Origin of the sequence: Rhodoblastus acidophilus (genome assembly GCF_900187365.1) — a bacterium.
Lineage (GTDB): Bacteria > Pseudomonadota > Alphaproteobacteria > Rhizobiales > Beijerinckiaceae > Rhodoblastus > Rhodoblastus acidophilus.
Genome location: NZ_FYDG01000006.1, coordinates 1 through 23,180, shown reverse-complemented (window position 1 = coordinate 23,180; position 23,180 = coordinate 1). Strand labels below are relative to the sequence as shown.

Below are 23,180 nucleotides of genomic sequence, written 5' to 3'. Positions count from 1 at the left end.
CTTTTGCCCAACAAAGAAGCAAGAGCCGCGCCAAAGGCGCGACCCTTGTTTTCTCATTGTTATCGCTTGATTTTTTATTGTGTCGGCGTTGCGACTGTCGGCAAAGCGACAGGTCGCTCGCTTACGCTGCGGCGCCTTGATCGAGGCCGCGGAACAGGGCGCAACGCTTGAACACGTCGAGATCGGCGGGCGTGTCGCGATGGCGACAATATTTCGCGACCAGTTTCGCCAGCCCCTTGATGTCGCGCCCGCTGGTCTGCGGATAAAGCGTGACCAGTTGGCCGATCAGATCGTCGCTCAGGTTCAGGCCGAATTGTTCGGCCATCACGCCCCAGATGCGCCGCCGCGCGTCCTCATCGGGCGCATGGAAGCGGATCAGCGCGATGCAGCGCGAGACGATGGCCTCGTCGATATCGTCGATACGGTTGGTGGTGAGGAACAGCAGGCCGTTGAAATATTCGAGCACGCGCAGGAACACGCCGACGACCGCGTTCATGGTCATGTCGTCCTGGCGGCGCTTGATATAGACGTCAGCCTCGTCGATCAGCATCACCGCGCCCCAGCGTTGCGCGCGCAACAGAGCCTCTTTCAAAGAGGTCTCCATGGCCGCGACATTGAGACCGAGCTGGCCGGAATGGACGCGGTAGAGCGGGCGCTTCACGATCTCCGAATAGACTTCGGCGGTCAAAGTCTTTCCCACGCCGGGCGGTCCCGCGCACAAAACCGTGGTGCCGCCGGACTTGCCCGCGACAATGTCGTCCATCAGCACGTCCATTTCGGCGGTGAGGATGTCGATCAGGTCGGTCTGCTCCTCCGGCAGCACCAGTTTCTGCTTGAGATCGGGCTGGTAGGCGTAGGGCGTGAGATCCTCGACATGCGCCCAGACATAATGGTGCAGGTCGAGGTGGAACATCAGGATGAACGGATGCACCGGGATCTTGCGAAACAGATCGCGGCCCTTGGTTTCGTTGACGGCGGCGACCTCGTCCTCCTCGGCGAAATTGTTGCTCTTGGCGGCCTTGCGCAGATAGGCGCCGAGCAGATCGCCGGTGAGTTCGAGCGTCAACGCGCGATTGGCCAGCAGGCTTTCGTCGTTGACGAGACGCGCGGGGGCGCCGCCCGACGACAGGATGACGCTGTCCTTGCGCGCCCAATCGGTGTTGCGATGGGTCGAGGCCGGATCCTCCGCGAAATAGCCGAGGCCGACGCCGGAAAACTGGGCGCCGTAATGCGCGCGCCATTCGAAGTATTTGTCGGCATTGGCGTCATAGGCGGCGACCAGTTCCGGCGTCTCATGCAAAAACCCTTTTGACGCCAGGATTTCCGCGATCGTCTTGCCCTCGACATCGCCGGCGGAAATGCGCAATTGCGCCGTGGCCAACTCGCCTTTGGAATTGGCCTTCAACTCAAGAAGGATGCGGCCGGTCTCGTCATTATTGGCCGGCGTGTAGTCGATGCGCGCGACCACCCAGGGCAGCGGACGTCGCTTTGCGCTCAGGGTGAACAACCAGCCGCGCTGGGCGTCCTCGATCAGAAAGCGGCCCAGCGCGGGCACCACCGCCTCCAGATCGTCGGCGGCGAAACGCTCGCCGGCGCCGGAAAAGGCGCGGCGCAAGGTGGCGATCTGCGCCTGCTGGTTTTGCAGCGCCGGCCCCGCCTCGTCATAGAGCGCATGCAGGCGATCGACCTGGGGCGCGGAGAGGTCGAGGAAGGAGACCTCGACCTTGTCGCCGAACAGCAATTGCTGCTTCAGGGATTCGAGTTCGGGAAAATCCTGGGCCAGCGCCTCCACGAAGGGCCTGCCGATGTGAATCTTGACGCTCATGTCGCCTTCCGTTCACCGTTTCAATCCGGTTTTGCGACAAGCAGGGACCAGGCCAGACATTTTGTGGCGAAAATTTCGGCAAACCATTTGCATGAGCTTCAGCGGCGCGACGACGCGCGACGATTTCTGAAGCGGAGAAGAAAATGACTTTTGAAACGACCGCCCTCGCCGGCCTTGAAACCGCGGGCCGCCTGATCAACGCCGTCTACAAGGGCCCCAGCGACAAGAGCGGCTATCTGGCGTTTCGCGGCGACTTCGCCCTGAAATTCCAGGAAACCAAGGCCGACGAGAAGCGCCCGCCGGAATATTGCCTGGAACAGGGCCTCGCCATCGTCAAGGACGGCGGAACCAGCATTGACGCGCTGGCCGGCTACATCCACGACATCAACAATCTCAAAACTTTCAAGGAAGTGATGGGCTCGCTGCTGTCGTCGACCGGCAACTACATCATCTTCGCCGGCAATATCGACTTCCTGGCCAAATACACCGTCTCCTTCGGCGACGCGACCCTGACCGTGTTCCCGCTGGAAGAATCCACCGTGTGGAAGGAATTGTCCGACCTGTCCGGCCTCGACAAGAACGATTTCAAGAAGCTCGACGGCGGCGGCAAGGTGCAGCTCATGCTCGACAAGGCCGCCGAGTCCAAGGACACCTATGAGAAGATCAGCTTCGAGGACTTCCTGACCAAGGCCCTGCCGGTGCGCAACCGCAACGAGAACCGTCCGGTCTGATTTTTTCGCGCATGGTCCCGAAATTTTCCGCGCATATCGCCAGGATCATGCGCGGAGGTTCGGAACGAAACATGCGCAACACGCCAAGGTCATCGTCGCGCCTTGACCCTTTCGCGGGCGACCGCGAAAGGGTTTTTCGTTTCAGGCGTTCTCGTCCTCGATCAGCGTCAGCCCGAGCACGCAAATGTCGCCGTCGATCACTTCCAGCCGCACCTTCTCCAGATGCTCGCCCTTGCACGGGCCGGAGGAACAGCGCCCCGTGCCGATCTCGAACAGCGAGCCGTGCTTGCCGCACAAGAGCCTTTGGCCGGAATCGTCGAGGAAACTGCCGGACTCCCAGTCGAGATGCACGCCGTGATGCGGGCATTTGTTGCGATAGCCGAAAACGTTCTTGCCCCAGCGCACGACGACGAGAGGAAAGGATTCCGGCTCGCCCTTCTCGTTGACGATTCCGAGATGAAATCCCCTGGCCTTCTGGCTGGGAATATCGCTCAGCGCGCAAATGACATAGGCTTCTTCCGACATGCGCAACTCCATCTGATCCTTCACGATTGTAGCAAGAAGCGCGCAATGCTGGCACGAGTTTTGAAATTTCACCTCTGATTGTCGCACAGGAGAAATCATGTCGGTTCTCGTGAAAACGACGCTGGACGGCCGCAAGCTGGAAGTGTTCGATCAGGGCCTCACCCTCGGCGGCGTGCTGGAGGCGCGCGAACTCGTCGCGGTCGCCGAACACCCCAATCGCGCCAAAATCCTCGAAGTCGCGCCCGACGCGATCTATATGGCGGGACGCGTGCCGCTCAACGCCACTGAGGCCGAAATCGCGCTGAAGGCGCTGGAGGAGGCGGAGGCGCGCCATCTCACCGATCCCCGGCTGATCGAGGAGAGGTTCCGCCGTCTCGCGTGGAAGCGGCAGCGCGATCCCGGCCTGGACTGATGGGCGCGGCCGCCGGCTATCTGGCGCTGCTGGTCGCCGCCGCGCTCGAAGCCAGCGGCGACGCTCTGGTGCGCCACGGCCTGATCGCCGGCGGCGTTGGCGCGCGGATCGGCTTTTTCCTCGCCGGCGCGACCGTGCTGTTCGCTTACGGACTGACGGTCAACGCCCCGGCGTGGGATTTCGGCAAACTGCTCGGCGTTTACGTCAGCCTGTTCTTCGTGGTGGCGCAAATCGTCAATTTCTTCGTCTTTGGCGCGCGGCCCGACGCCGCGACGCTCACCGGCGGCGCGTTGATCGTGGCCGGCGGACTGGTCGTCGCCTTCGCCCGATTTGACTGACGCGCCCGATAGAACTCTACTGGCGAGATCGGTTTTCAGGAATGGATTCGCCGGCTCGCCATGACGCACAGACCGCAGCAATTCGCCAGCGACAATTACGCCGGCATCTGTCCCGAAGCTTTCGAAGCGATGGCGCGCGCCAATGACGGCTCGGCCAGCGCCTATGGCGAGGATGTCTGGACGAAACGCGCCTGCGACGCCTTCCGCGACCTGTTCGAGACGGATTGCGAAATTTTCTTCGTCTTCAACGGCACGGCGGCCAATGCGCTGGCTTTGTCGGCTCTGTGCCAAAGCTTTCATTCCGTGATCTGTTCGACCGCCGCCCATGTCGAAACCGACGAATGCGGCGCACCGGAATTTTTCTCCAACGGCGCCAAGCTGCTGACCGCGGCGAGTCCCGACGGCCGGCTCACCCCCGAAATTTTGCGCGCGCTGGCGACCAGCCGCAGCGACATTCATTTTCCCAAGCCCAGCGTCGTTTCGATCACCCAGGCCACGGAGACCGGGCGGGTCTATTCCATCGACGAAGTGCGCGCGATCTCCTTCGCCGCGCGCAATCTCGGCTTGAAACTGCACATGGATGGAGCGCGTTTCGCCAACGCCTGCGCCCGCCTCGATTGCGCGCCGGCCGATCTGTCGTGGCGGGCCGGCGTCGACGTGCTGTGTTTCGGCGGCGCCAAGAACGGCCTCGGCCTCGGCGAAGCCGTGATCTTTTTCGACCGGGCGCTGGCGGCGGATTTCGAATATCGCTGCAAGCAGGCGGGACAACTGGCGTCGAAAATGCGTTTTCTGTCGGCGCCCTGGCTCGGCCTGCTCGAAAGCGGCGCCTGGCTGCGCAACGCCCGCCACGCCAATTTTTGCGCACGCAAACTGGCCGATGCGGTCGAGGCGTCGCCCGGCGTGTCGCTGACCTTCCCGGTCGAGGCCAACGCCGTCTTCCTCAGCGCGCCGCCGGCGATGCTCGACGCCTTGCGCGAAAAAGGCTGGCTCTTCTATACGTTCATCGGCGCCGCCGCCCGCTTCATGTTCGCGTGGGACGCCGATCCCGCGCAGGTCGAGGCGCTGGCCCAGGATATTGTCGAGGTCAGCCGGACGATCACGCCATGACCTCGCCGCGCGACCGCGAAAAGGCGCGGATGAGCTGGGTGTTCATCCGCAACATTCTCTATTTCCCGCTGGCGGGCTTGGCGTTGGCTTTGGTGATCTGGTCGTTTCTCGCCAAGGTCGAAACGGAGGTCGGGCCGTGCGGGGAACACACGACCAAGCCGCTGTTCCCTTGGGGCGTGACGCAAACGTGGCGCTGGGGGCCTGACCGGTGCTGAAGCGAAATTACGCCCGCTGCTCGTAAATATGAGCGAGCCGCGAAATCCCCTCCTCCGAACCGAAGCAGGAGGCGAAATCGTCGCAATCGCTGCACACCGGCGCCGGGCAGAGGGAAAACCCCTCGGAGGCGCAGACCATGCGCGAGATGAATTTCTTCCACTTCATGTCGGCGGAGTTTTTCTGCTTCAGCCGGGTGAAATGGCGGGTCATCAGCTCCGACAATTCGCCGCGATTGCGCAGGCCGAGATCCTGCCAGAGATGATGCGGCTCCTGGCAGCGCCGCGCGATCATCACGGCGAGCGGACGCAGCAAGGCGTAATCGCCATTGCCATACATCAGCAACAAATCGCGGGCCGATTCTTCTTCAGCCGAAGGCGCGGGCGCGGCGGCGCCGGCCATGGCGGCGAGCGGGCGGGCCGCGCCAGGGAACAGCCGCGCCGCCAGCGCGGACAGCGCGGCGGCGTCGAGGCCGCTGGTGGCGGCGAGAGTCGTGTTCTCCTCCCGCGCCTGCGCGATGGCAAGCGCGAGCATGGAGGCGCAGACATGCGCGTCGAACCCGTCGCCGGCGTTTGGCGCGGAGGCCTCGATCAACCAGCGATAGGTCCGGTCGGGGCTCATGCGGCGGCCGCCTCGTGCTTCTGACAGCTCGACGGGCAGACGCGGGCGCAGGCGCCGCAGCCGACGCAGGCGCCGGAATCCGCCATCACCATCACCTTCTTCTCGATTTCGTCGGCGTCCTCGTCATCGTCGTCGATATATTCGCCTTCGTCATTGATGCCCTTGAGCGTCATGACGTCGCGGCCGCACACCTTGTAGCAGCGGCCGCAGCCGATGCATTTGGCGGGGTCGATCGCAACGAGATATTCCGGCTTCCAATCGCGGCCGTCACGTGTCTGCGCCATTACTCTCTCTCCAGATTTCGGCCCGTTAAGGCTAGCCTCTCAGGCTCGCCTGTCAGGCTGCGGCCTCCGCCGCTTTCAGTTCGGCGCGCTTCGCCTCCAGAATGGCGAAGGCGTCATGGGCTTTCTGCGCGATATCCAGGATGGTCTCCCAGCCAATCGGAAGCTCCTCCGAGAGATCGTGCAGGTTCATTTTCGCGTTCATGGCGCGGGCGGAGAGCTTTTTGATCTCCGCCTTCAGGGCTTCAACGTCGCTCATGTTTTCCTCGTGCATCGCCTCTTTTTTCGGGCGCGAAAACTGTCGTCAATACCGGGCGGCGTCCGGGAATTTCTCGATCATCTCGACGCCGGCCTTCACCATCTTTTCGCCTTCCTCGGCGAGCTTGGCGAAAGTCTCGAAGCCGAAGCGATGAATGTCGCGCAACTGCTTGTTGACGACGATCAGGCGGCCGCCGATCAACACCATGCGCCCAAAACCTTCGTGGCTCATCTTCAGCATGGGCGAGATCATCACCTTGCTCTCGGCTTCGATCGACAGGCCGATGGCGTTGTAGAACAGCTCCAGCCGCCAGATCGTGTCCGGATCGGGATCGGCGATGATCGGAATCTTCTTCCGCTCTTCCTTGGTGACGATATATTCGGACAGCAGCTTGGCGTCGCTCTTGCGCTCCCAGGTCCCATGCGCGTCCTGCGCGCGCCAGACCTGGACCAGCGTTTTCAGGAACGGGTTGGAGGCGACGAGGGCGTCGTCGTCGATCACAGCGGCTTCAGTCATGCTCACTCCTCGAAATCGAAAACGCGTTCCTTGCCCTTGGCCAAGGCCTTGCGGATGAAGGGCGGCGGATTGCCGTTGAGCATGGCCTGCAGCTTCTTCAGCAGCGCCTCGATGTCCTCGGGCTCCGGCACCTTGATGGGATGAATGTTGTTGGCGACGACGCGCGCCGCGCCGGAACCGCCGATGGCCGCAACATAGAGAATGGCGCAGTCCTTCACCGCCTCGATCTTCGGGGCGAGCTTGTCCTCGTTGCCATCTTCCTGGAGATCGCCGTCAAAAGTGAAAGTCTGGACGAAGCTGTAGCCTTTCTCGTCCAGATCATAGACGGAAATCTGCTTGGCCCAGCCGAAATGGGCGTCCACCCTTTTCAGGTCTTGTGTAGCAAAAGCGACTTTCATGACTCGCCCTCTCGATCGATCTCAGTGCGTGACAGGCGTTGCAATCGCGGCGCCATTTTCTTCGGCGCCCGCAAGTTCCCCCCAGGGATAGCGCCAGGTGTCCGGGGTGACGTGGGCGTTGGCCTCGCGGTGGGCGATGATGAGGTTGGCGATTTTGAAGATCAGGTCGCGCGCGCCGCGATAGCCGACGGAAACCTCATGCGCCGCGCCAATGCGGTCGAAGGTGGGGATGCCCATGCGATGGAACGGAATTTTCAACCGCTCCGCCGCCTGCCGGCCGTGCGCGTGCGTCACCAGCAGGTCGCACGCCCGTTCCTTCGCCAGCGTCTCCAAATCTTCGAGATCGCCGATCACGACCTCTTGCGTCTCGAGCTTTTCCAGCACCGGCGATTGCGTGGTGGTGACCGCCGCCTCGATCTGCGCGCCCATGTCGTGCAGCAACGAGCCAATGTCGTAGAGCATGTCCGGTTCGGCGCCGATGGCCAGTTTGCGCCCGCCAATATGGAAATGGCCGTCGAGCATGGCGTCGATCAATTGGCCGCGCTGGCGGCGGTATTTGGTCGGCGCCGGACGGCCCGAAATTTCGGTCAGGAAGGCGATCAGCTCGTCGCCGGCTTCGAGGCCGCACAATTTCTCGAACAGGCGATAGGGAACGCCGGTCTTCTCCTGCATCGCCTCGGCCGCCGCGCGCATTTGCGCGCCGACCGCAATCGTCCAGCCCGCATTGCCCATGGCGGCGACTTCTTCCACGCCGACGCCGCCGATGGTGGTGGGGGTGAAATCGTCGGGAATGTGACCATCGAGCGATTGGCCGATGTCGGGCAAAAAGGTCGGCTCCAGTCCGAAGTCCTCGATGATGGTGCGCAACTCCTCGATGTCGCCGGGGGTGAGATGGCTGCCGGGCAGCACGTTCACCGCCTTCATGTCCTTTCGCGCGGCGTTCTCGGGCTTGCGCACGAGTTCACGAACGAGATTGGTCACCGCCTTTTCCCAGCCGTCCTGGAAGGCGCCGGTGAAATCGGGGGTGGAGACATAGACCAGCGGGAAATCCTTGAGTTCGGGATGGCGCTGGCGGATCAGGCGAATAAACCCCTCGACATCGTCGCCCTTGGTCTCGGTGACGCCGGTCGAAGCGATGCCGATGATTTCCGGCTTGGTGCGATTGACGATGTTGAGCACCGCCTGTTCGACATTCTCGAAGCCGCCGAGCACGGTCGCCACTTCCGACATGGCCGTGGTCTGCATCGGAATGGCTTCTTTGAAATGCCGGACGAACAGCACCAGCCCGAACGAGGTGCAGCCCTGCGAGCCATGCAGCAGCGGCATGCAGCCGCGCAGGCCCATGAACGCCAGCGCCGCGCCGATCGGCTGGCTCATCTTCAGCGGATTGACGGCGGCGCTCTTTCGGGAATGGGTGACGATCGCCATTGTCTTACTCCGCCGCGACATTGATCTGTTGTGTCGGCTGTCCGACAATCGCGCCCTGATCAAGGATTTCCTGGATGCGGACGGCGCAGGCGCCGCAGCCGCCAGACGCCGCGGTTTTCTCCTTCACCGCCTCGGTTGTAGCGGCCCCGCCGCGAATGGCGTCCTCGATGGCGCCGAGCGTCACGCCCTTGCACATGCACACCGCTTTCGCGCGACGAACTTCCTCAGCCTTGGCGGGGTCGGCGGCAAGTTCCGCTTGCTCCTGCGCGATCTGGGCGAGGGCTCTTTCCTGCCAGCTGTCGCCAACCTTGGCCCAGGGCGCGGGCTTGCGCACCTTCTTCCACACCGGGTTCGACAGGGTGCGGTCGATCTCCTTGACCAGGTTCACCATGCCGACATAGCCCATATAACACTGGTGGCGCTCCTGGTTGATGTCGAGCCAGGGCATGGTCGCCTTCAGCGCGACGAACTGCGAACGGCCGCCCGACAGCATGATGTCGGCGCGGGCATCCCGAAGCATCTTGTACATGTCGCGCGGCTTCATATCCTCGATCAAGTGCGCGTCCTGGCCCATCAGCTCCTTGATGCGCTCCTTGTCCTCGCGCGTCGATTTCTTCACCGACGTGCCGACCATTTCAAAGCCGGCCTCCATCAGGGCGGCGACGACCGACCAGCTTTTGACGCCGCCGGTGATGAGCAGCACCTTCTTGCCTTGCACACGGGGTTTCAGCTTGGCGATGGCGGCGTAGGCGCGCTTCTCCTCGCGCTCGCACAGAGCGTTGACGCGGTCCATCAGTTCGGGATCGGCGCCGCGCTCGATCAACAGGCGGGCGAGTTCCTTGAGCGAATCCGACGTGTCCTCGATCCCGTAGAACGAGCCTTCGAAGAACGGGATGCCGTAACGCTCCTCCATTTTGCGCGCGACATTGATCATGGCCTTGGAGCAGACCATCATGGTGGCGCGGGCGCGATGCGAGGAAGCCACTTCATTGTAGCGGCCGTCGCCGGAAATGCAGGAGAGGATGCGGATGCCCAGTTCGTCGAGCAGCGGCTTGACCTGCCAGAACTCGCCCGCAAGATTGAACTCGCCGATAATGTTGATGTCGTAGGGCGTGGTGTATTCCGGCTCGACCGTGCCGATCACGTAATCGAGCAAGGCTTCGCCCGCGAGCTTGTTGCCGAGGTTTTTCGGGCCGACGAAGCCGGGCACGTTGACCGGGATCACCGGCTTGCCGAACTTTTGCGAGGCCGCCTTGCAGACCGCGCCAATGTCGTCGCCGATCATGGCGGGCACGCAGGTCTGATACACAAAGATCGCCGGGGGATCGTATTTCTCGATGATCTCCTTGCACGCTTTGAACAGTTTTTTCTCGCCGCCGAACACCACGTCCTGTTCGGTCATATCGGTGGTGAAGGAGGTGCGCCACAGCGTCGGGCCGGAGCTGGCCGATCCCCGGTTATCCCAGCTATTGCCCTCGCAGGCGATGGGGCCGTGGACGAGATGGGCGACGTCGGCGAAGGGTTGCAGCGCAATCTTGGCGCCGTCGAAGGCGCAGCCGCCGGCGGCGCCGCCGGGCTGCAAAGCCTTGGTGCAGCCCTTCTTCTTGTCCTTGGCGGATTTGTTGGCGTTCTTGCTGCAACCGGGCTCGTTGAACACGTCCTGGATTTTCGAGGAAACGGACATCTGCCCTCCTGTCGTGTTCGGCGCGCGAAAATTGTCGGGTTTCCGCCGCGCCTGAGGCGCTTTGGTGAGAGAGGCAGCAAGCGCCGTGCCGCCCCGCCGCGCAGTCCAAAAGCGTGGTATGACGGGTTTCGGCCAACCCTTCCGGAAAACGTCAATGCTGACAGTTCATCACTTGAACAATTCCCGCTCCCAGCGCGTGCTGTGGCTGCTCGAAGAGCTGGGCGTTCCCTATGAGATCAAGCATTACCAGCGCGACGCCAGGACCATGCTGGCGCCGCCCGAACTGCTCGCCGTCCATCCGCTCGGCAAATCGCCGGTCATCACCGACGACGGCGTGACCGTGGCCGAGACCGGCGCCATCGTCGAATATAGTCTGGCGCGCTACGGCGAGGGCCGGCTTGCGCCCTCGGACGCCATCGACCGGCTGCGCTACACCTATTGGCTTCATTTCGCTGAAGGCAGCGCCATGCCGCCGCTGGTCATGACGCTGCTGTTCGGCGAAACCGTCAAGCGCGCGCCAGTGCTTGTGCGGCCCATCGCCCGCGCCATCGCGAACACGGTGCGGACCAGCTATCTCGAGCCGCAAATTCAACGCCAGCTCGACCTGATGGAAAGCGAACTCGCGCGCGGCGGCTGGTTCGCCGGGTCGGAAATTTCCGGCGCCGACGTGATGATGAGTTTTCCGGTGGAGGCGGCGGCCCAGCGCGTGGGGCTCGGCGACCGCTTAAAGCTCAAGGGATGGCTGCAAACGATTCACGGGCGTCCCGCCTATCGACGCGCGCTGGAGAAGGGCGGCCCCTACTCTTTTGCTTGAAAAAGCAAAAACCCGGGAGACTTGCGTCTCCCGGGCTGCGTTTCGCTGCAATGTCGCTTTCGCGACAAATCAGCGGATGATGTCGAACGAGTAGTCGGTCTTGCCGGCGATCATCGTGTTGGCGTCGATCGTGTCGAAGATCTTGTCGAGGATCGTCACGAGGACGTTCAGGCCGCCCTGGTAGCCCCACACGGGATAGCGGTGCTTGTGGTGACGGTCGAAGATCGGGAAGCCGATGCGGATCAACGGGGTGTTGGTGTCGCGCTCCAGATACTTGCCGTAGGTGTTGCCGATCAGGAAGTCCACCGGGCGGGTGAACAGCAGCGACCGAAGGTGCCACAGATCCTTCTGCGAATAGACCTGGCAGTCCTTGCCGAACGGCGAGGAGGCGAACAGGGCCTTCATCTTCTCTTCCCAACGCTTGTTGCCGTTGGTGGCGAGAACGGTGGTCGGCTCGGCGCCCAGCTCAAGCAGGAATTCCGCAAGGCCGTAGCACAGGTCGGGATCGCCGTAGATGGCGAACTTCTTGCCGTGAATGTGGGCGCTGGAGTCGGCGATGGCGTCCACGAGGCGGCCGCGCTCCTTCTCGAGCGAAGCCGGGATTTCCACGCCGGCGAGCTTGGCGACAGTCATCAGGAACTTGTCGGTCGCCTTCACCGAGATCGGGTGATTGAAGGCGGCGACTTCCTGGCCGTGATCGGCGATGAAGGGCAGCGTTTTTTCGGTGCAATATTCCTGCATCGAAATGGTCGCGGAAGCGTGGACCGCATTGGTCACTTCCTCGATCGTGGTGCCGCCGTCATACATGCGGAATTCGCCGTCGGTGGGGGTGTCCCACACGTCCGAATTGTCGCCGACGATGGTGTACTTCACGCCCATCTCGTTGAAGATACGCTTGATTTCGCGCAGGTTGCCGACGGTGTAGCCGTCGAAGCCGCCGAGGAAGTTGATCGAGCCGTTCTTGACGGGCGTGGACTTCTCGGCCGTGCCGGCCTTGCCGTCCCAGAAATGCTCCAGCACGCCCTTCATGGCGTTGTCGTAGCCGGTGATGTGGCTGCCGACGAAGGCCGGGGTGTGGGAGAAGGGAACGTCGAAGTCAGCCGGGACCGAGCCCTTTTCCTTCGCGGTCTTGATGAAGGCGTTCAAATCGTCGCCGATGACTTCCGCCATGCAGGTGGTGGAGACGACGATCATCTTCGGCTTGTACATGCTGTACGTGTTGGCCAGGCCGTCAATCATGTTGTTGAGGCCGCCGAACACCGCCGCATCTTCGGTCATCGAGGAGGAGACGCAGGAGGTCGGCTCCTTGAAGTGACGCGAGAAGTGCGAGCGATAGTAAGCGACGCAGCCCTGCGAACCGTGGACGAAGGGAATGGCGCCGTTAAAGCCGACCGCGACGAACACCGCGCCGAGCGGCTGGCAGGCCTTGGCCGGATTGACGGTCAGGGCTTCGCGGGCGAAATTCTTTTCCTGGTACTCTTCGGTCTTCAGCCATTCGCGGACGCGCTCGACTTCGGCCGGATCATGGCCATGCTCGAACTTGGCCTTCTTGTTGGCCAACATTTCCTGGTATTCGGGACCACGGAACAGGTCGAAGTGGTCAAGTACGTTGTCGGCGTTCTGCGCCATGGGGATGCCCTCTGCTGTCGGTGTGTGGGAGGGGCCGGCTCCGCCGGTGGGAAGCGGAGCCGGCCGTCGTATTACTCAGCCGCGACGGCGGTGGCGGCGGCGTCCGTCTTCCAGGGGGCCTTGGCCATTTTCCAGACCGGCGCGTTGATCGCCATGTCCATGTCGCGGGCGAAGATGGCGAAGCCGTCATAGCCGTGATACGGGCCGGAATAATCCCAGCTGTGCATCTGGCGGAACGGCACGCCCATCTTCTGGAACACGTACTTTTCCTTGATGCCGGAACCGACGAGATCCGGCTGGACCTTCTCGACGAACTTCTCGAATTCGTAGCCGTTGACGTCGTCGTAGATCAGGGTGCCGTCCTTCACATAGTGCTGGGCGGTGCGCTGATAGTCGTCGTTGTGCGCGAATTCGTAGCCGGTGCCGACCACTTCCATGCCGAGATCTTCATACGCGCCAATGACGTGGCGCGGACGCAGGCCGCCGACGTAGAGCATCACCTTCTTGCCTTCGAGGCGCGGGCGGTACTTGGCGATGACCGCGTCCATCAGAGGCTGGTACTTGGCGATGACGCGCTCGGCGCCTTCCTTGATCTTGTCGTCGAAATAGCTGGCGATCTTGCGCAAGCTGTCGACGATCTTGGTCGGGCCGAAGAAGTTGTATTCGCACCACGGAATGCCGAACTTTTCTTCCATGTGGCGGGAGATGTAATTCATCGAACGGTAGCAGTGCAGCACGTTCAGCTTCGCCTTCGGCGTTGCTTCGAGTTCCGCGAGGGTGCCGTCGCCCGACCACTGGGCGATCACGCGCAGGCCCATCTCTTCGAGCAGGATGCGCGAGGCCCAGGCGTCGCCGCCGATGTTGTAGTCGCCGATGATCGCGACGTCGTAAGGGGTCGACTCGAACTCGGCGAGCTTGGACGGGTCGGTCTTGTCGAAGATGTAGTCGCGCACCGCGTCATTGGCGATGTGGTGGCCCAGCGACTGGGACACGCCGCGGAAACCTTCGCAGCGGACGGGAACGATGGTCTTGCCGCCGTATTCCTTCGACTTGACCTTGGAGACTGCCTCGATGTCGTCGCCGATCAGGCCGATCGGGCATTCCGACTGAACCGTGATGCCCTTGTTGAGCGGGAACAGCTCCTGGATTTCGTCCATCAGCTTGGCGAGCTTCTTGTCGCCGCCGAACACGATGTCCTTCTCCTGGAAGTCGGAGGTGAACTGCATCGTGCCGAACGAGTCGACGCCGGTGACGCCGATGAAATAGTTGCGGCGCGAGGACCAGGAATACTGACCGCAGCCGACGGGGCCGTGGGAGATATGGACCATGTCCTTGATCGGGCCCCACACCACGCCCTTGGAGCCGGCGTAGGCGCAACCGCGGATGGTCATCACGCCGGGGATGGACTTGATGTTGGACTTCACGCCGCAGTCGGACTTGCCCTGCTCGTGGACGTTCAGATGCTTGGCGCGGCGCTTGGCCGTCTTTTCGGGATAGACGGCAAGGACTTCCTTGATCAGGTCCTTGTTGCGCGCCTTGACGTCAACAGTTTCTTCGTTCGCAACGCTCATGTCGCCACCTCTAAAATCGCGCGCCTAGGGAAAGCGGCGCATGCCCTCTGTTTGCCTGGATGTCCGGCCGCTCGATGAGCGGCCGGACCTTCAGTGTCAGGCTTCCACGGCCTTCTTGCCGACCTGGGTCTCGTCGATGGTCGGCATGATGCCGTGTTCCATCAGCAGGTCTTCCAGCTCGTCCATGGTGATCGGGGTCGGGATGGTGCCGTTGCCGGCGTTGTTGTGCACCTTGTGGGCCAGGGTGCGATATTCGCCGGCCTGCTTGGATTCGGGGGCGTATTCCACCACCGTCATGCGGCGCAGTTCGGCGTGCTGCACGATATTGTCACGCGGCACGAAATGGATCAGCTTGGTGCCCAGCTTGCCGGCGAGGGACTCGGCCAGATCATATTCCTTGTCGGTCTTGCGCTCGTTGCAGACCAGCCCACCCAGGCGCACGCCGCCGGAATTGGCGTATTTCAGAATGCCCTTGGAGATGTTGTTGGCCGCATACATGGCCATCATCTCGCCGGACATGACGATGTAGATTTCCTGGGCCTTGTTCTCGCGGATCGGCATGGCGAAGCCGCCGCAGACCACGTCGCCGAGCACGTCGTAGGACACATAGTCCACGTCGTCATAGGCGCCGTTTTCTTCGAGGAAGTTGATGGCGGTGATGACGCCGCGGCCGGCGCAGCCCACGCCCGGCTCCGGACCGCCGGACTCAACGCACTTGATGTCGCCGAAGCCGACCTTCAGCACGTCTTCGAGTTCGAGGTCTTCCACCGAACCGGCTTCAGCGGCCAGCGACAGGATGGTGTCCTGCGCCTTGGCGTGCAGGATCAGACGGGTGGAGTCGGCCTTGGGATCGCAGCCCACGATCAGGATCTTCTGACCCATTTCCGTGAGACCGGCCAGGGTGTTCTGCGACGTGGTCGACTTGCCGATGCCGCCCTTGCCGTAGAAAGCGATCTGTCTCAAGCTAGCCATGCTTTGCTCCTTGTTAAAGTCTCGTGTGTGGCTTCTCAACTTCGCGCGACTGCGCGAGACTGTTCCTGTTCCGTAGAAACGGACCCGCTTTGACGGGAAGGAACGCATCGCTCGTCTAGCGTCTGCGTGCGTTCAGCCCTCACTCGCCGTTCCGCAGAGGATGTTGCAACCGGTGTGCCAGACCGATCTTTCTTCTTAAGATGCTGTTTTTAAATTGTTTTTATGTTCACGCTTCCGTGTTGTCGGACGGGCGGCATAACGACAGTCAAGTCGCGGCTGGATCAAACAAGACATGATTGTCGCGATTTTTGCGCGCCCGTCGTGTCGGCGGCGGTCTCGGAACGGAAATTGCTAAAACTTCAGGCAATTTCCTCAACTGGAGTCTCGCGCATGCAGATTGGCGTCGAATCCTCAAAGGCCACCGACCAGCGCCGCGTCTTTGTCATAGACGAAGACGAGATCACCCGCGCCGCGCTGCAATTCATGCTGCACGACGAAATCGAGACGCACGAACTGGCCAGTCCCGAAGAGGCCTATGAGAAAGACGCGTGGCTGACGCCCGCCCTCATCCTGCTCGGCGCCTCGTTCCTGAAAGCGCGCGGCCTTGATCTGGTGACGGAAATTGTCGGAAAATTTCCGGGTGTGCGAATCCTGACAGTCTGCGACAAGGCCGACGAGGGCCTCGCGGTCGAGGCGATGCGCAAGGGCGCCGCCGGCGCGCTGGTCAAGCCGCTCACCATCGAAAATGTTCGCAAGAAAGTGGATGTCGTGCTGGGACGCGGCGGCGCCGCGCCGCTGATCCAGCTCTCCATTACATGAAGGTGAGAAATGACCGAGATTGTCTTTTACGAAAAACCGGGCTGCGCCACCAACCGCAAGCAGAAGGCGCTGTTGGCGGAGGCCGGACATAAGGTCGTCGCGCGCGACCTGCTCGCGGAAAGTTGGACGGCGGACCGGCTGCGCAGCTTCTTCGGCGACACGGCGGTGGACACCTGGTTCAACCCCAACGCGCCCCAAGTGAAATCCGGCGCGATCAATCCCCGCGCCTTCGACGCCGATCTCGCGCTGGAGACGATGACGGCGGCGCCGCTGTTGATCCGCCGGCCCCTGATCGAGGCCGACGGACACAAATGTTCGGGGTTCGACCGGCCGCTGGTTCAGGCGCTGCTCGGCCCCGACAAGGAGCCGTCCGCGACCGTCGCCTGCTCGCGGCCGGACGGGACGCCCTGCCCGACGCCCGAGAAGGTCAGCGCGGAATAAGCGCCCAATAGTCGAGATCGAGGATGACGCTGGGGTGATAGGCGTCGCCCTCCTTCAACGGATAGGCCGCGCAAGGCTGGTCCTTGGTCGCGATGGTGCGCAGGCGCAGCGCGCCGACATCCTCGCGCCCGGCGATTTCGGCGCGCTCCAACACTTCCGTCCAGGCGAACACGGTCAGGCCCGCGAACAGCGGGCTGACATGGCGCCCGCCATTGATCGCCGCGATGTGGAAGGCGTTGCCCAGGCCGTTGAAGCTGAGCGCGCGGGCGAGCGAGATGACATGGCCGCCATAGATCAGGCGGCGGCCGAACCGGCCGTGCCCTTCGGAAAACTGGTTGAAATGCACCTTGGCGGTGTTCTGGTAGAGTCGGGTGGCGAGCTGGTGTTCGGCCTCCTCGACCGTCATGCCATCGACATGGTCGATGCGCTCGCCCGGCAGATAATCGCCCCAGCGGTGCTTCGAGCCGGCCAGATCGAAATTGTACTTGCGCACGTCGATCACCGGCAGCGCGTCGCCGAGTTGGTCGGGCGCCAAAGCGCGCGGCAATTGCGGCACAACCTCCGCCGGCGCGGGGCTTTTCGGATCGCGCTTGCGCACCATCACCCAGCGCACATAGTCAAGAACCACCGCGCCTTTTTGATTGAAGCCGCGCGAGCGCACATAGACCACGCCGGTCTGGCCGTTGGAATTTTCCTTGAGCCCGATGACTTCAGAGGTCGCCGACAGGGTGTCGCCCGGAAAGACCGGGGCGAGAAAACGGCAATCGGCATAGCCGAGGTTCGCCACCGCATTGAGGGAAATGTCGGGCACCGTCTTGCCGAACACGATATGGAACACCAGCAGATCGTCGACAGGGCTTTTCGAATAACCGATCTGGTGCGCGAAGGCGTCGGACGACTGAACGGCGAAACGCGAGCCGTAAAGCGCGGTGTAGAGCGCGATGTCGCCCGTTGTGACCGTGCGCGGCGTCGCATGGGCGATCACCTGACCGATCCTGAAATCCTCAAAAAAATTACCTGAATTGGTCTTGCTCATAAACGCCTCCGCTTTTGACGGGCATCTGCCCGAAACCAGGGCGTTTGGCAATGCGACTATGAGGGGGAGGCTTCCGCGACGAGCTTTTCCAGCCGTTCGGCCAGCAAGCCAGCCTCCCCGGTCAGATGCAGGGTCTTGACGCGGGACGTGGCGCCGGCGGCGAGGCGAATGCGCGAGGCCGGCGTTTTCAGCTGTTTGGCGACCAGGGCGATCAGGGCGGCGTTGGCCTTGCCGTCCTCGGGAACCGCGCGGACACGGCATTTCAGCACGTTCTGGCCGTCGGCGAGCGTTTCGACGCCCTCAAGCCGGTCGCGCGCGCTCTTGGGCGTCAGGCGAACGAAAAGTTCGAGGCCATCGGAACGCGCCCGCCAGGGAGGCGTCATGAATAGGAGGCGCGCATCAGGGCGGCGGCCAGTTCGCCCAGCTCCATTTGGACGAAGGACAGCAGCAGCAGCAGGACGATGGGCGAAATGTCCATGCCGCCGAGCGGCGGCAGGAAGCGGCGAATCGGCCGCAGAACCGGCTCGGTGAGGGCGTTGGACATGTTCCACAGCGAACGGACGAGATCGTTGCGCATGTTGATGACGTCGAACGCCAGCAGCCAGGACATGACCGCCATGATGATGATGACCCACCAATAGAGGTCGAGGGCCATATTGATGACCTTGAAAACCGGAATGATGAATGCGGCGGCCATGGGGTCTCCCCGGAGAAATGCGTGTTTTTGATTTAAGGCCTGGAGCTTCGGCAAACAAGCGCGTGATTTTTTCACAGGCCGATTGACAGAAGGCCGCGCTGGCCCTAAACACCCGCCTCGGAGCGGGGCTGTAGCTCAGATGGGAGAGCGCTGCAATCGCACTGCAGAGGTCAGGGGTTCGAATCCCCTCAGCTCCACCACTCCTTCCAACATAATGATCTACAACAGAATTCGGCGACAGTTGCACCAGACTGTCGCACAACGGTGTCGCACATCGGCACGGACAAAGCGCGCGTAAGCGGTTGTAAAACCGTCGAAAACAGCCGCGCCGACTGTCGCGCAAATCTGCTGCACAATGGTGTCGCACATCGTCGAAAACAGCGTCCGACCGGAATATGGCTGCGGGGCGCGGTCTGGCAGTTTCGGATGAGAGTTCCGTCTAAGGTCGTGGCGAAGGTCGGGCGAGAGTTCGTGAATCGGTCGCTTCGAACGTCCGATTATCGGGAAGCGATTCGACAGGCGCGGATCGTCGCGAGCGAGTTTCAGCAATCGTTCGATGCCATCCGTGCCGACAACGAGTGGAGTGGGCACCATTTTTCAGTTCATGTGCCAGCGCCTTCAACTTCGATTCATCAGGTCGAACTGCAAAGGCAGCACCAGACGGTTGCCGCGCCATTAAAGCCAAAGCTGACCCTGAAGTTGGTGTATGAACGTTACATTGGCGACCCCGCCGCCGAACGCTCGGCCAAGACGATGCTGGCCTACAACTCGACCTTCAATCGCCTCGCCGAACTCGTTGGCGAAGACACCCCCATTGAATCGATCACACGTGATGTTTGCCGTGACGTGCTCGACACGCTGCGGTTTATGCCGTCGAACGCCACTAAACGGTATGGAAAGCTAAGCGCCAGAGAAGCAGCGGAGCGCGCAAAAGCGGAGGGTCGGCGCCCGATGAGCGCGACGACGGTGAACGGCTACCTCAACAAATTGTCAGCCCTATTCAATTGGGCCGAAAACGAAGGGTATATCTTTAAAAACCCGGCGCGCGGCTTGCGAGTCGTTGATCCGGTCAGGAAGAAGGACAAGCGTCAGCCGTTCACCAACGAGCAATTGACCCGGATATTCAACGCGCCGCTTTATAAAGGGTGCGTGGATGACGAAGCGGGATATGCTCATCCGGGGAAATGCAAGCCCCGCCGAGGCCGGTTTTGGGTTCCGTTGATCGGCCTCTTTAGCGGGATGCGCTTGAATGAAATCTGTCAGTTGGAGATCGCGGACGTCAAGAAGATCGATGAAGTAGAATGCTTTGTGATCACCCGCGAGACGGGGTCTGGGGCAATTGACAAGAAGCTGAAGACCGAGAACGCAGAACGTTTTGTTCCAGTCCACCCAACCTTGATTGAAATCGGCATACTTCAATATGTAAACAGCCGCCGCGCGTCAGGTCGCGGGAAGCTTTTCTCTGATCTCTCGGTCGCCTCGACCGGTTATTACAGCGACAATTTTTCCAAATGGTTCGCGAATTTTCTTGAAAAGGCCGGGGCCAAGGCGCCAAGAACCTCATTTCATAGCTTCCGGCACAATTTTCGCGATGCTCTGCGCGAAGCCAAAGTGCGAAAGGATATCGCCTACGCTCTCGGGGGGTGGGCGAACGAGAATAGCGACTGCGATGACACCGCCGAAAATTACGGACGCGGTTTCAGCGTGAACATTCTCCGGGAGGCGATTGCGAAGGTCGATTATCAAGGATGCAGTTTCAGGCATCTGTCGCTGGACCCGTCGTGAAAAGGCCCGGCACCTTGCGGCACCGGGCAAGTTTGCACAACGAAGAAGCGGTCTCTCCCGCCGTCACCAGCATCCCCGGTCCGATCTGGCTCAGGTGCCGAGCAAAAGCGCCCGCCAGAGGTAGGTGTTATTTGATCAAGCTTCGTGCGCTCAACACGAGAGGATTTTCGCGACCGCCTACAGCGCCTAAACGACGTCGCCTATTTCAGCGCCCTGTCGCCTCAGGCGCGACACCCATGATTTCCTTGAACGCACGTTCGAGGATTTCAGCCGCGCGCGCGGTCGGAGACGGGTCGCGATCCTTCGTCCATTCGCGCCAAGGCTTGAGCAAAATTTCCGCTTCGTTTTCGGAGGCGATATTCTTGAAGATTTCGTGCACGGTAGATTTCATGCCGGGCCACTGCTGCTCCATAGCCAGCCGGAACAAATGAGCAGGATCGACATTCAGAGCCATGGCGAGAGCCGGAATCTTGTCCAGTGGAACCTTTGACTCGCCCCGCTTGAACATGGAAATCATGTTCGGCTTGTCGTAGCCGATTTCCGCCGCGATCTGGCGCTGGGTCTTAACTTTAGACAACTCGTCTATTCGTTTCGTGAGGTAGCGTGCCATTAGGGTGTCGGCGTGAGACATGCCGGGCCGAGTTTTTGTTTTTTCAAGAACTTCCATCGATGCATTCCTTTCCGTCTCGCGGACGGCGAGTTTGGTTTCGCGGTTACCGCCAAGAACCGATTTTCGTTTCCAACTCGGCACGGCACGCCAACAAACGGTCAGCATCCACCTTGGCAGAAACGTCAGCGCGCTTTTTTCTCCCAAGAAAAAAGGCGATGCGCTCAGCGTTCGCGCCACTTGGATGGGGCAAGCCCGAAAGGATGCGCGCGGAACCGATCCCGAGCTTGGAAGCGACGACCTCGACCGCTTCAGTAACCTTGGGGCCGAGCGGAACGAACACAGCGTTCGGCAATGCCTCCATTTCGGTCGCGAACCACTGCATCAGTTGCTTTTTGAGTAGAGGCGTAGCGAGCATCGAAGGCGCGCCTGAGTAATTCTCGTTGTCAATGAATACCGGGTATCGCAAGGCGGAGGTGAAATGCACGCGCGCGGCGTCGGCACCCCAAAGCGTCGCGGTAGACGACAGCCCAAGGGCTTGGTTAACGCCCACGCTATCGAGCATCGAGACAAGATTCGTCCGCATCGGACCCGAGAAGCTTGCGAAGACTTTGGCGGCGCTCTTCGCCGCTTCATCACTCAAGCCCGCCTTCAGGCATCTACGCGCCTCAAGCAGGGCATTTTGCATCTGATGGCGACCGGGCGTGATCCCGACAATCACGATATCGGCGCCGAGGTTAACATGATCAAAGGGCGCGTAGGCGACGTCGAGTGTGCGAGCACCCACGTGGTCACTGGCGATCAAAAGCCTCTGCGGACGAGCGACTTCGGCGAGAAGTTCCGCTTCGGCCAGCTCGGAAACGGCGTTCTTGAATTCGGAAAATAGTTCGTTGGACATTAGCTTGCTTCCATCTGAAAAGACGATGACGCGAAAACGACCGTGAAGCTGCGATCTCAACGGGATCAGGCGTTCCGACGATCCGAAACGCGATAGCCGGGCGTCCGCGCGATTGCGTCCAATTCGGATGCGTCGAACCGTGCCCACTCGATTCCCACGACAATGCCCCAGTTTCCCTTCTCGTTCGGGCGACGCCAGTAAGGGGTGGGCATTTCTTGCAATGTTTTCAGGGCATTTTCGAAATGCTCTACCGTATCTTCCGAGCCTTTGGGTCCAATAGTGTAGCCGGAACCGCGATACAGGCCGGGGTGAAACACGCTGCCATCGCGCGCGACGGGAAGAAAAATTGCTTCCTTGATCGGCGCTTCGCGGCTCATGCCATATTGCGGTTGGGCGTCCTCACGCCAGATCGAATTCCAGAACTCGTCTCTGGTGCTGAGCCACGCTAGAGCTTCCTGCGCCGGGATACGTCCGTCCACCAGCGAGAACGTCTTGTTCTGACCGGACGTCATGTTGCGCATCCGTCCTTCGCTGACGCCGCCGAAAATGGCGAGAGCGACTGGCTCGACCGGACGACCGTTATCGAGCGCCCACCGATTGGAAGCTATCTGAACAAGCTTCTGGAGGTCATTGTTTGGCTCGATTCCCCATAAATCCAAAGGCGAAAGCTTATAAAATGTCTCAGCTCTCTCGATAAGCTCTTCGAGTTTTTTATGCGCGTCATCGACGCGGCCCTCCGTATTGCTCATCACTATACCATAGTTCGCATACGCTCCGAGCTGAAATAGGACACCTCCAATCGGTAACTCTGTAAACCACAGTCCAGAAGTATCGTCTAAGACCTTTCTCCAATCTACAGACGGCAGGATTTCTGTTCCTTTTCGGTCGTGATCAGGGGCCAGAATTCTGATAAGCGCCTGATTTACAACTTCCGGCTGCGCAATCGCCGACAGGTAGTCCGACAGCCGCTCACATAATTCGCGCAATATGTTTTCAACGCCGTCATATCCCCCATACTCAATATAGAGGAGCTGACGCTCTTCAGCGGGGATAAGATTTTTGTCCTTTGCGCTCATTGCGGCCAGATCCGTGCATTCGTGGCTTCCGAATGCACTCTTGCAGACGCTCGATTGGAAGGCAACAAGCGTTCTTACGTGCTGGTCATTTTTTTGTGCCCCCCCTCGCCCAGTTACGCCCAAAACATCCGCGAATAGTCCACCCTAACCCCGCCACACGCCACTCTCGCCCGACCTTCGCCACGACCTTAGACGGAACTCTCATCCGAAACTGCCAGACCGCGCCCCGCAGCCATATTCCGGTCGGACGCTGTTTTCGACGATGTGCGACACCATTGTGCAGCAGATTTGCGCGACAGTCGGCGCGGCTGTTTTCGACGGTTTTACAACCGCTTACGCGCGCTTTGTCCGTGCCGATGTGCGACACCGTTGTGCGACAGTCTGGTGCAACTGTCGCCGAATTCTGATGCAGATCAATATGTTGGAAGGAGTGGTGGAGCTGAGGGGAGCTTCCGTTGTCGTCCATGGGGCACCCGCCGACAGGGTTATGGTGAGCC

Annotated in this window: 27 protein-coding genes and 1 tRNA gene; 10 read left to right on the top strand and 18 right to left on the bottom strand. The window is 61.2% G+C overall.

What is annotated here, in order from left to right:
- Nucleotides 1-121: 121 nt before the first annotated feature.
- On the bottom strand, nucleotides 122-1,825 hold the full coding sequence (locus CFB24_RS12955; RefSeq protein WP_088521052.1) for an ATP-binding protein: 1,704 nt from the start codon (nucleotides 1,823-1,825) through the stop codon (nucleotides 122-124).
- A gap of 143 nt (nucleotides 1,826-1,968) precedes the next feature.
- Here CFB24_RS12955 and CFB24_RS12950 point away from each other — a divergent pair, with 143 nt between their 5' ends.
- Nucleotides 1,969-2,556: a hypothetical protein gene (locus tag CFB24_RS12950; protein ID WP_176440442.1), complete on the top strand. Its 588-nt coding sequence runs from the start codon at nucleotides 1,969-1,971 to the stop codon at nucleotides 2,554-2,556.
- Nucleotides 2,557-2,697: 141 nt separating this feature from the next.
- Here CFB24_RS12950 and CFB24_RS12945 read toward each other — a convergent pair whose 3' ends face one another.
- Nucleotides 2,698-3,081: a Rieske (2Fe-2S) protein gene (locus CFB24_RS12945; RefSeq protein WP_088521224.1), complete on the bottom strand. Its 384-nt coding sequence runs from the start codon at nucleotides 3,079-3,081 to the stop codon at nucleotides 2,698-2,700.
- Nucleotides 3,082-3,178: 97 nt separating this feature from the next.
- Between CFB24_RS12945 and CFB24_RS12940 the strand changes: the two genes are divergently transcribed.
- The 4 genes from CFB24_RS12940 to CFB24_RS12925 are packed head-to-tail and all read left to right on the top strand — an operon-like array spanning nucleotide 3,179 to nucleotide 5,153.
- The gene (locus tag CFB24_RS12940) at nucleotides 3,179-3,493 is read left to right on the top strand and encodes a hypothetical protein (protein WP_088521050.1); all 315 of its coding nucleotides are present in this window, start codon (nucleotides 3,179-3,181) and stop codon (nucleotides 3,491-3,493) included.
- The gene (locus CFB24_RS12935) at nucleotides 3,493-3,831 is read left to right on the top strand and encodes a hypothetical protein (protein WP_088521049.1); all 339 of its coding nucleotides are present in this window, start codon (nucleotides 3,493-3,495) and stop codon (nucleotides 3,829-3,831) included. The genes CFB24_RS12940 and CFB24_RS12935 overlap by 1 nt, the downstream gene beginning before the upstream one ends.
- A 60-nt stretch (nucleotides 3,832-3,891) precedes the next feature.
- Entirely contained in the window at nucleotides 3,892-4,938 is a 1,047-nt protein-coding gene (locus tag CFB24_RS12930) for a threonine aldolase family protein (RefSeq protein WP_088521048.1), read from the top strand.
- On the top strand, nucleotides 4,935-5,153 hold the full coding sequence (locus CFB24_RS12925) for a hypothetical protein (protein WP_088521047.1): 219 nt from the start codon (nucleotides 4,935-4,937) through the stop codon (nucleotides 5,151-5,153). The genes CFB24_RS12930 and CFB24_RS12925 overlap by 4 nt, the downstream gene beginning before the upstream one ends.
- A 7-nt stretch (nucleotides 5,154-5,160) precedes the next feature.
- Here CFB24_RS12925 and CFB24_RS12920 read toward each other — a convergent pair whose 3' ends face one another.
- From CFB24_RS12920 to nifE, 7 genes are read right to left on the bottom strand one after another with little or no spacing between them, the layout of a single operon-like run.
- Nucleotides 5,161-5,772, bottom strand: a complete 612-nt coding sequence (locus CFB24_RS12920; protein ID WP_088521046.1) for a nitrogen fixation protein NifQ — start codon at nucleotides 5,770-5,772, stop codon at nucleotides 5,161-5,163.
- Nucleotides 5,769-6,056, bottom strand: coding sequence for a ferredoxin III, nif-specific (gene fdxB / locus CFB24_RS12915; RefSeq protein WP_088521045.1), 288 nt, complete (start codon nucleotides 6,054-6,056; stop codon nucleotides 5,769-5,771). The genes CFB24_RS12920 and fdxB overlap by 4 nt, the downstream gene beginning before the upstream one ends.
- A gap of 52 nt (nucleotides 6,057-6,108) precedes the next feature.
- A complete protein-coding gene (locus CFB24_RS12910; protein WP_088521223.1) occupies nucleotides 6,109-6,312 on the bottom strand; it encodes a CCE_0567 family metalloprotein in 204 nt (67 codons plus the stop codon).
- 45 nt (nucleotides 6,313-6,357) lie between these two features.
- Nucleotides 6,358-6,828 carry a NifX-associated nitrogen fixation protein gene (locus CFB24_RS12905; RefSeq protein ID WP_088521044.1) on the bottom strand — a complete coding sequence of 157 codons (471 nt, stop codon included), beginning with the start codon at nucleotides 6,826-6,828 and terminating at the stop codon, nucleotides 6,358-6,360.
- A 2-nt stretch (nucleotides 6,829-6,830) separates the two neighbouring features.
- Nucleotides 6,831-7,226, bottom strand: coding sequence for a nitrogen fixation protein NifX (nifX, locus tag CFB24_RS12900; RefSeq protein WP_088521043.1), 396 nt, complete (start codon nucleotides 7,224-7,226; stop codon nucleotides 6,831-6,833).
- Between the two features lie 21 nt (nucleotides 7,227-7,247).
- Entirely contained in the window at nucleotides 7,248-8,654 is a 1,407-nt protein-coding gene (nifN, locus tag CFB24_RS12895) for a nitrogenase iron-molybdenum cofactor biosynthesis protein NifN (protein WP_088521042.1), read from the bottom strand.
- Nucleotides 8,655-8,658: 4 nt separating this feature from the next.
- Nucleotides 8,659-10,338, bottom strand: a complete 1,680-nt coding sequence (nifE, locus tag CFB24_RS12890; protein WP_088521041.1) for a nitrogenase iron-molybdenum cofactor biosynthesis protein NifE — start codon at nucleotides 10,336-10,338, stop codon at nucleotides 8,659-8,661.
- Between the two features lie 154 nt (nucleotides 10,339-10,492).
- On the opposite strand from nifE, the gene CFB24_RS12885 reads away from it, so the two are divergent.
- Nucleotides 10,493-11,152: a glutathione S-transferase family protein gene (locus CFB24_RS12885; protein ID WP_088521040.1), complete on the top strand. Its 660-nt coding sequence runs from the start codon at nucleotides 10,493-10,495 to the stop codon at nucleotides 11,150-11,152.
- Between the two features lie 69 nt (nucleotides 11,153-11,221).
- Here CFB24_RS12885 and nifK read toward each other — a convergent pair whose 3' ends face one another.
- From nifK to nifH, 3 genes are all read right to left on the bottom strand, one after another.
- Complete coding sequence (gene nifK, locus CFB24_RS12880) at nucleotides 11,222-12,781, bottom strand: nitrogenase molybdenum-iron protein subunit beta (protein ID WP_088521039.1); 1,560 nt, start codon at nucleotides 12,779-12,781, stop codon at nucleotides 11,222-11,224.
- A 71-nt stretch (nucleotides 12,782-12,852) separates the two neighbouring features.
- A complete protein-coding gene (gene nifD / locus CFB24_RS12875) occupies nucleotides 12,853-14,352 on the bottom strand; it encodes a nitrogenase molybdenum-iron protein alpha chain (RefSeq protein WP_088521038.1) in 1,500 nt (499 codons plus the stop codon).
- A 96-nt stretch (nucleotides 14,353-14,448) separates the two neighbouring features.
- A complete protein-coding gene (nifH, locus tag CFB24_RS12870; protein ID WP_088521037.1) occupies nucleotides 14,449-15,324 on the bottom strand; it encodes a nitrogenase iron protein in 876 nt (291 codons plus the stop codon).
- A 390-nt stretch (nucleotides 15,325-15,714) separates the two neighbouring features.
- Here nifH and CFB24_RS12865 point away from each other — a divergent pair, with 390 nt between their 5' ends.
- Nucleotides 15,715-16,143, top strand: coding sequence for a response regulator (locus tag CFB24_RS12865; protein ID WP_088521036.1), 429 nt, complete (start codon nucleotides 15,715-15,717; stop codon nucleotides 16,141-16,143).
- 9 nt (nucleotides 16,144-16,152) lie between these two features.
- Nucleotides 16,153-16,584: an ArsC/Spx/MgsR family protein gene (locus CFB24_RS12860; RefSeq protein WP_088521035.1), complete on the top strand. Its 432-nt coding sequence runs from the start codon at nucleotides 16,153-16,155 to the stop codon at nucleotides 16,582-16,584.
- Here CFB24_RS12860 and CFB24_RS12855 read toward each other — a convergent pair.
- The 3 genes from CFB24_RS12855 to CFB24_RS12845 are packed head-to-tail and all read right to left on the bottom strand — an operon-like array spanning nucleotide 16,571 to nucleotide 18,317.
- A complete protein-coding gene (locus CFB24_RS12855; protein ID WP_088521034.1) occupies nucleotides 16,571-17,620 on the bottom strand; it encodes a MaoC family dehydratase in 1,050 nt (349 codons plus the stop codon). The two genes, CFB24_RS12860 and CFB24_RS12855, sit on opposite strands and share 14 nt — an antisense overlap.
- Nucleotides 17,621-17,676: 56 nt before the next feature.
- On the bottom strand, nucleotides 17,677-18,003 hold the full coding sequence (locus CFB24_RS12850; protein WP_088521033.1) for a DUF167 family protein: 327 nt from the start codon (nucleotides 18,001-18,003) through the stop codon (nucleotides 17,677-17,679).
- A complete protein-coding gene (locus tag CFB24_RS12845; protein ID WP_088521032.1) occupies nucleotides 18,000-18,317 on the bottom strand; it encodes a YggT family protein in 318 nt (105 codons plus the stop codon). Before CFB24_RS12845 ends, CFB24_RS12850 begins: the two co-directional genes overlap by 4 nt.
- A 124-nt stretch (nucleotides 18,318-18,441) precedes the next feature.
- Here CFB24_RS12845 and CFB24_RS12840 point away from each other — a divergent pair.
- Nucleotides 18,442-18,517 (top strand) — tRNA-Ala (locus tag CFB24_RS12840).
- A gap of 64 nt (nucleotides 18,518-18,581) precedes the next feature.
- The gene (locus CFB24_RS12835) at nucleotides 18,582-20,102 is read left to right on the top strand and encodes a site-specific integrase (protein WP_141098439.1); all 1,521 of its coding nucleotides are present in this window, start codon (nucleotides 18,582-18,584) and stop codon (nucleotides 20,100-20,102) included.
- A gap of 205 nt (nucleotides 20,103-20,307) precedes the next feature.
- Here CFB24_RS12835 and CFB24_RS12830 read toward each other — a convergent pair whose 3' ends face one another.
- From CFB24_RS12830 to CFB24_RS23075, 3 genes are all read right to left on the bottom strand, one after another.
- On the bottom strand, nucleotides 20,308-20,769 hold the full coding sequence (locus tag CFB24_RS12830; RefSeq protein WP_141098438.1) for a helix-turn-helix domain-containing protein: 462 nt from the start codon (nucleotides 20,767-20,769) through the stop codon (nucleotides 20,308-20,310).
- Nucleotides 20,770-20,815: 46 nt separating this feature from the next.
- Nucleotides 20,816-21,607, bottom strand: coding sequence for a uracil-DNA glycosylase family protein (locus tag CFB24_RS12825; protein WP_088521029.1), 792 nt, complete (start codon nucleotides 21,605-21,607; stop codon nucleotides 20,816-20,818).
- 65 nt (nucleotides 21,608-21,672) lie between these two features.
- Nucleotides 21,673-22,683 carry a hypothetical protein gene (locus tag CFB24_RS23075; RefSeq protein WP_176440441.1) on the bottom strand — a complete coding sequence of 337 codons (1,011 nt, stop codon included), beginning with the start codon at nucleotides 22,681-22,683 and terminating at the stop codon, nucleotides 21,673-21,675.
- Nucleotides 22,684-23,180 lie beyond the last annotated feature (497 nt).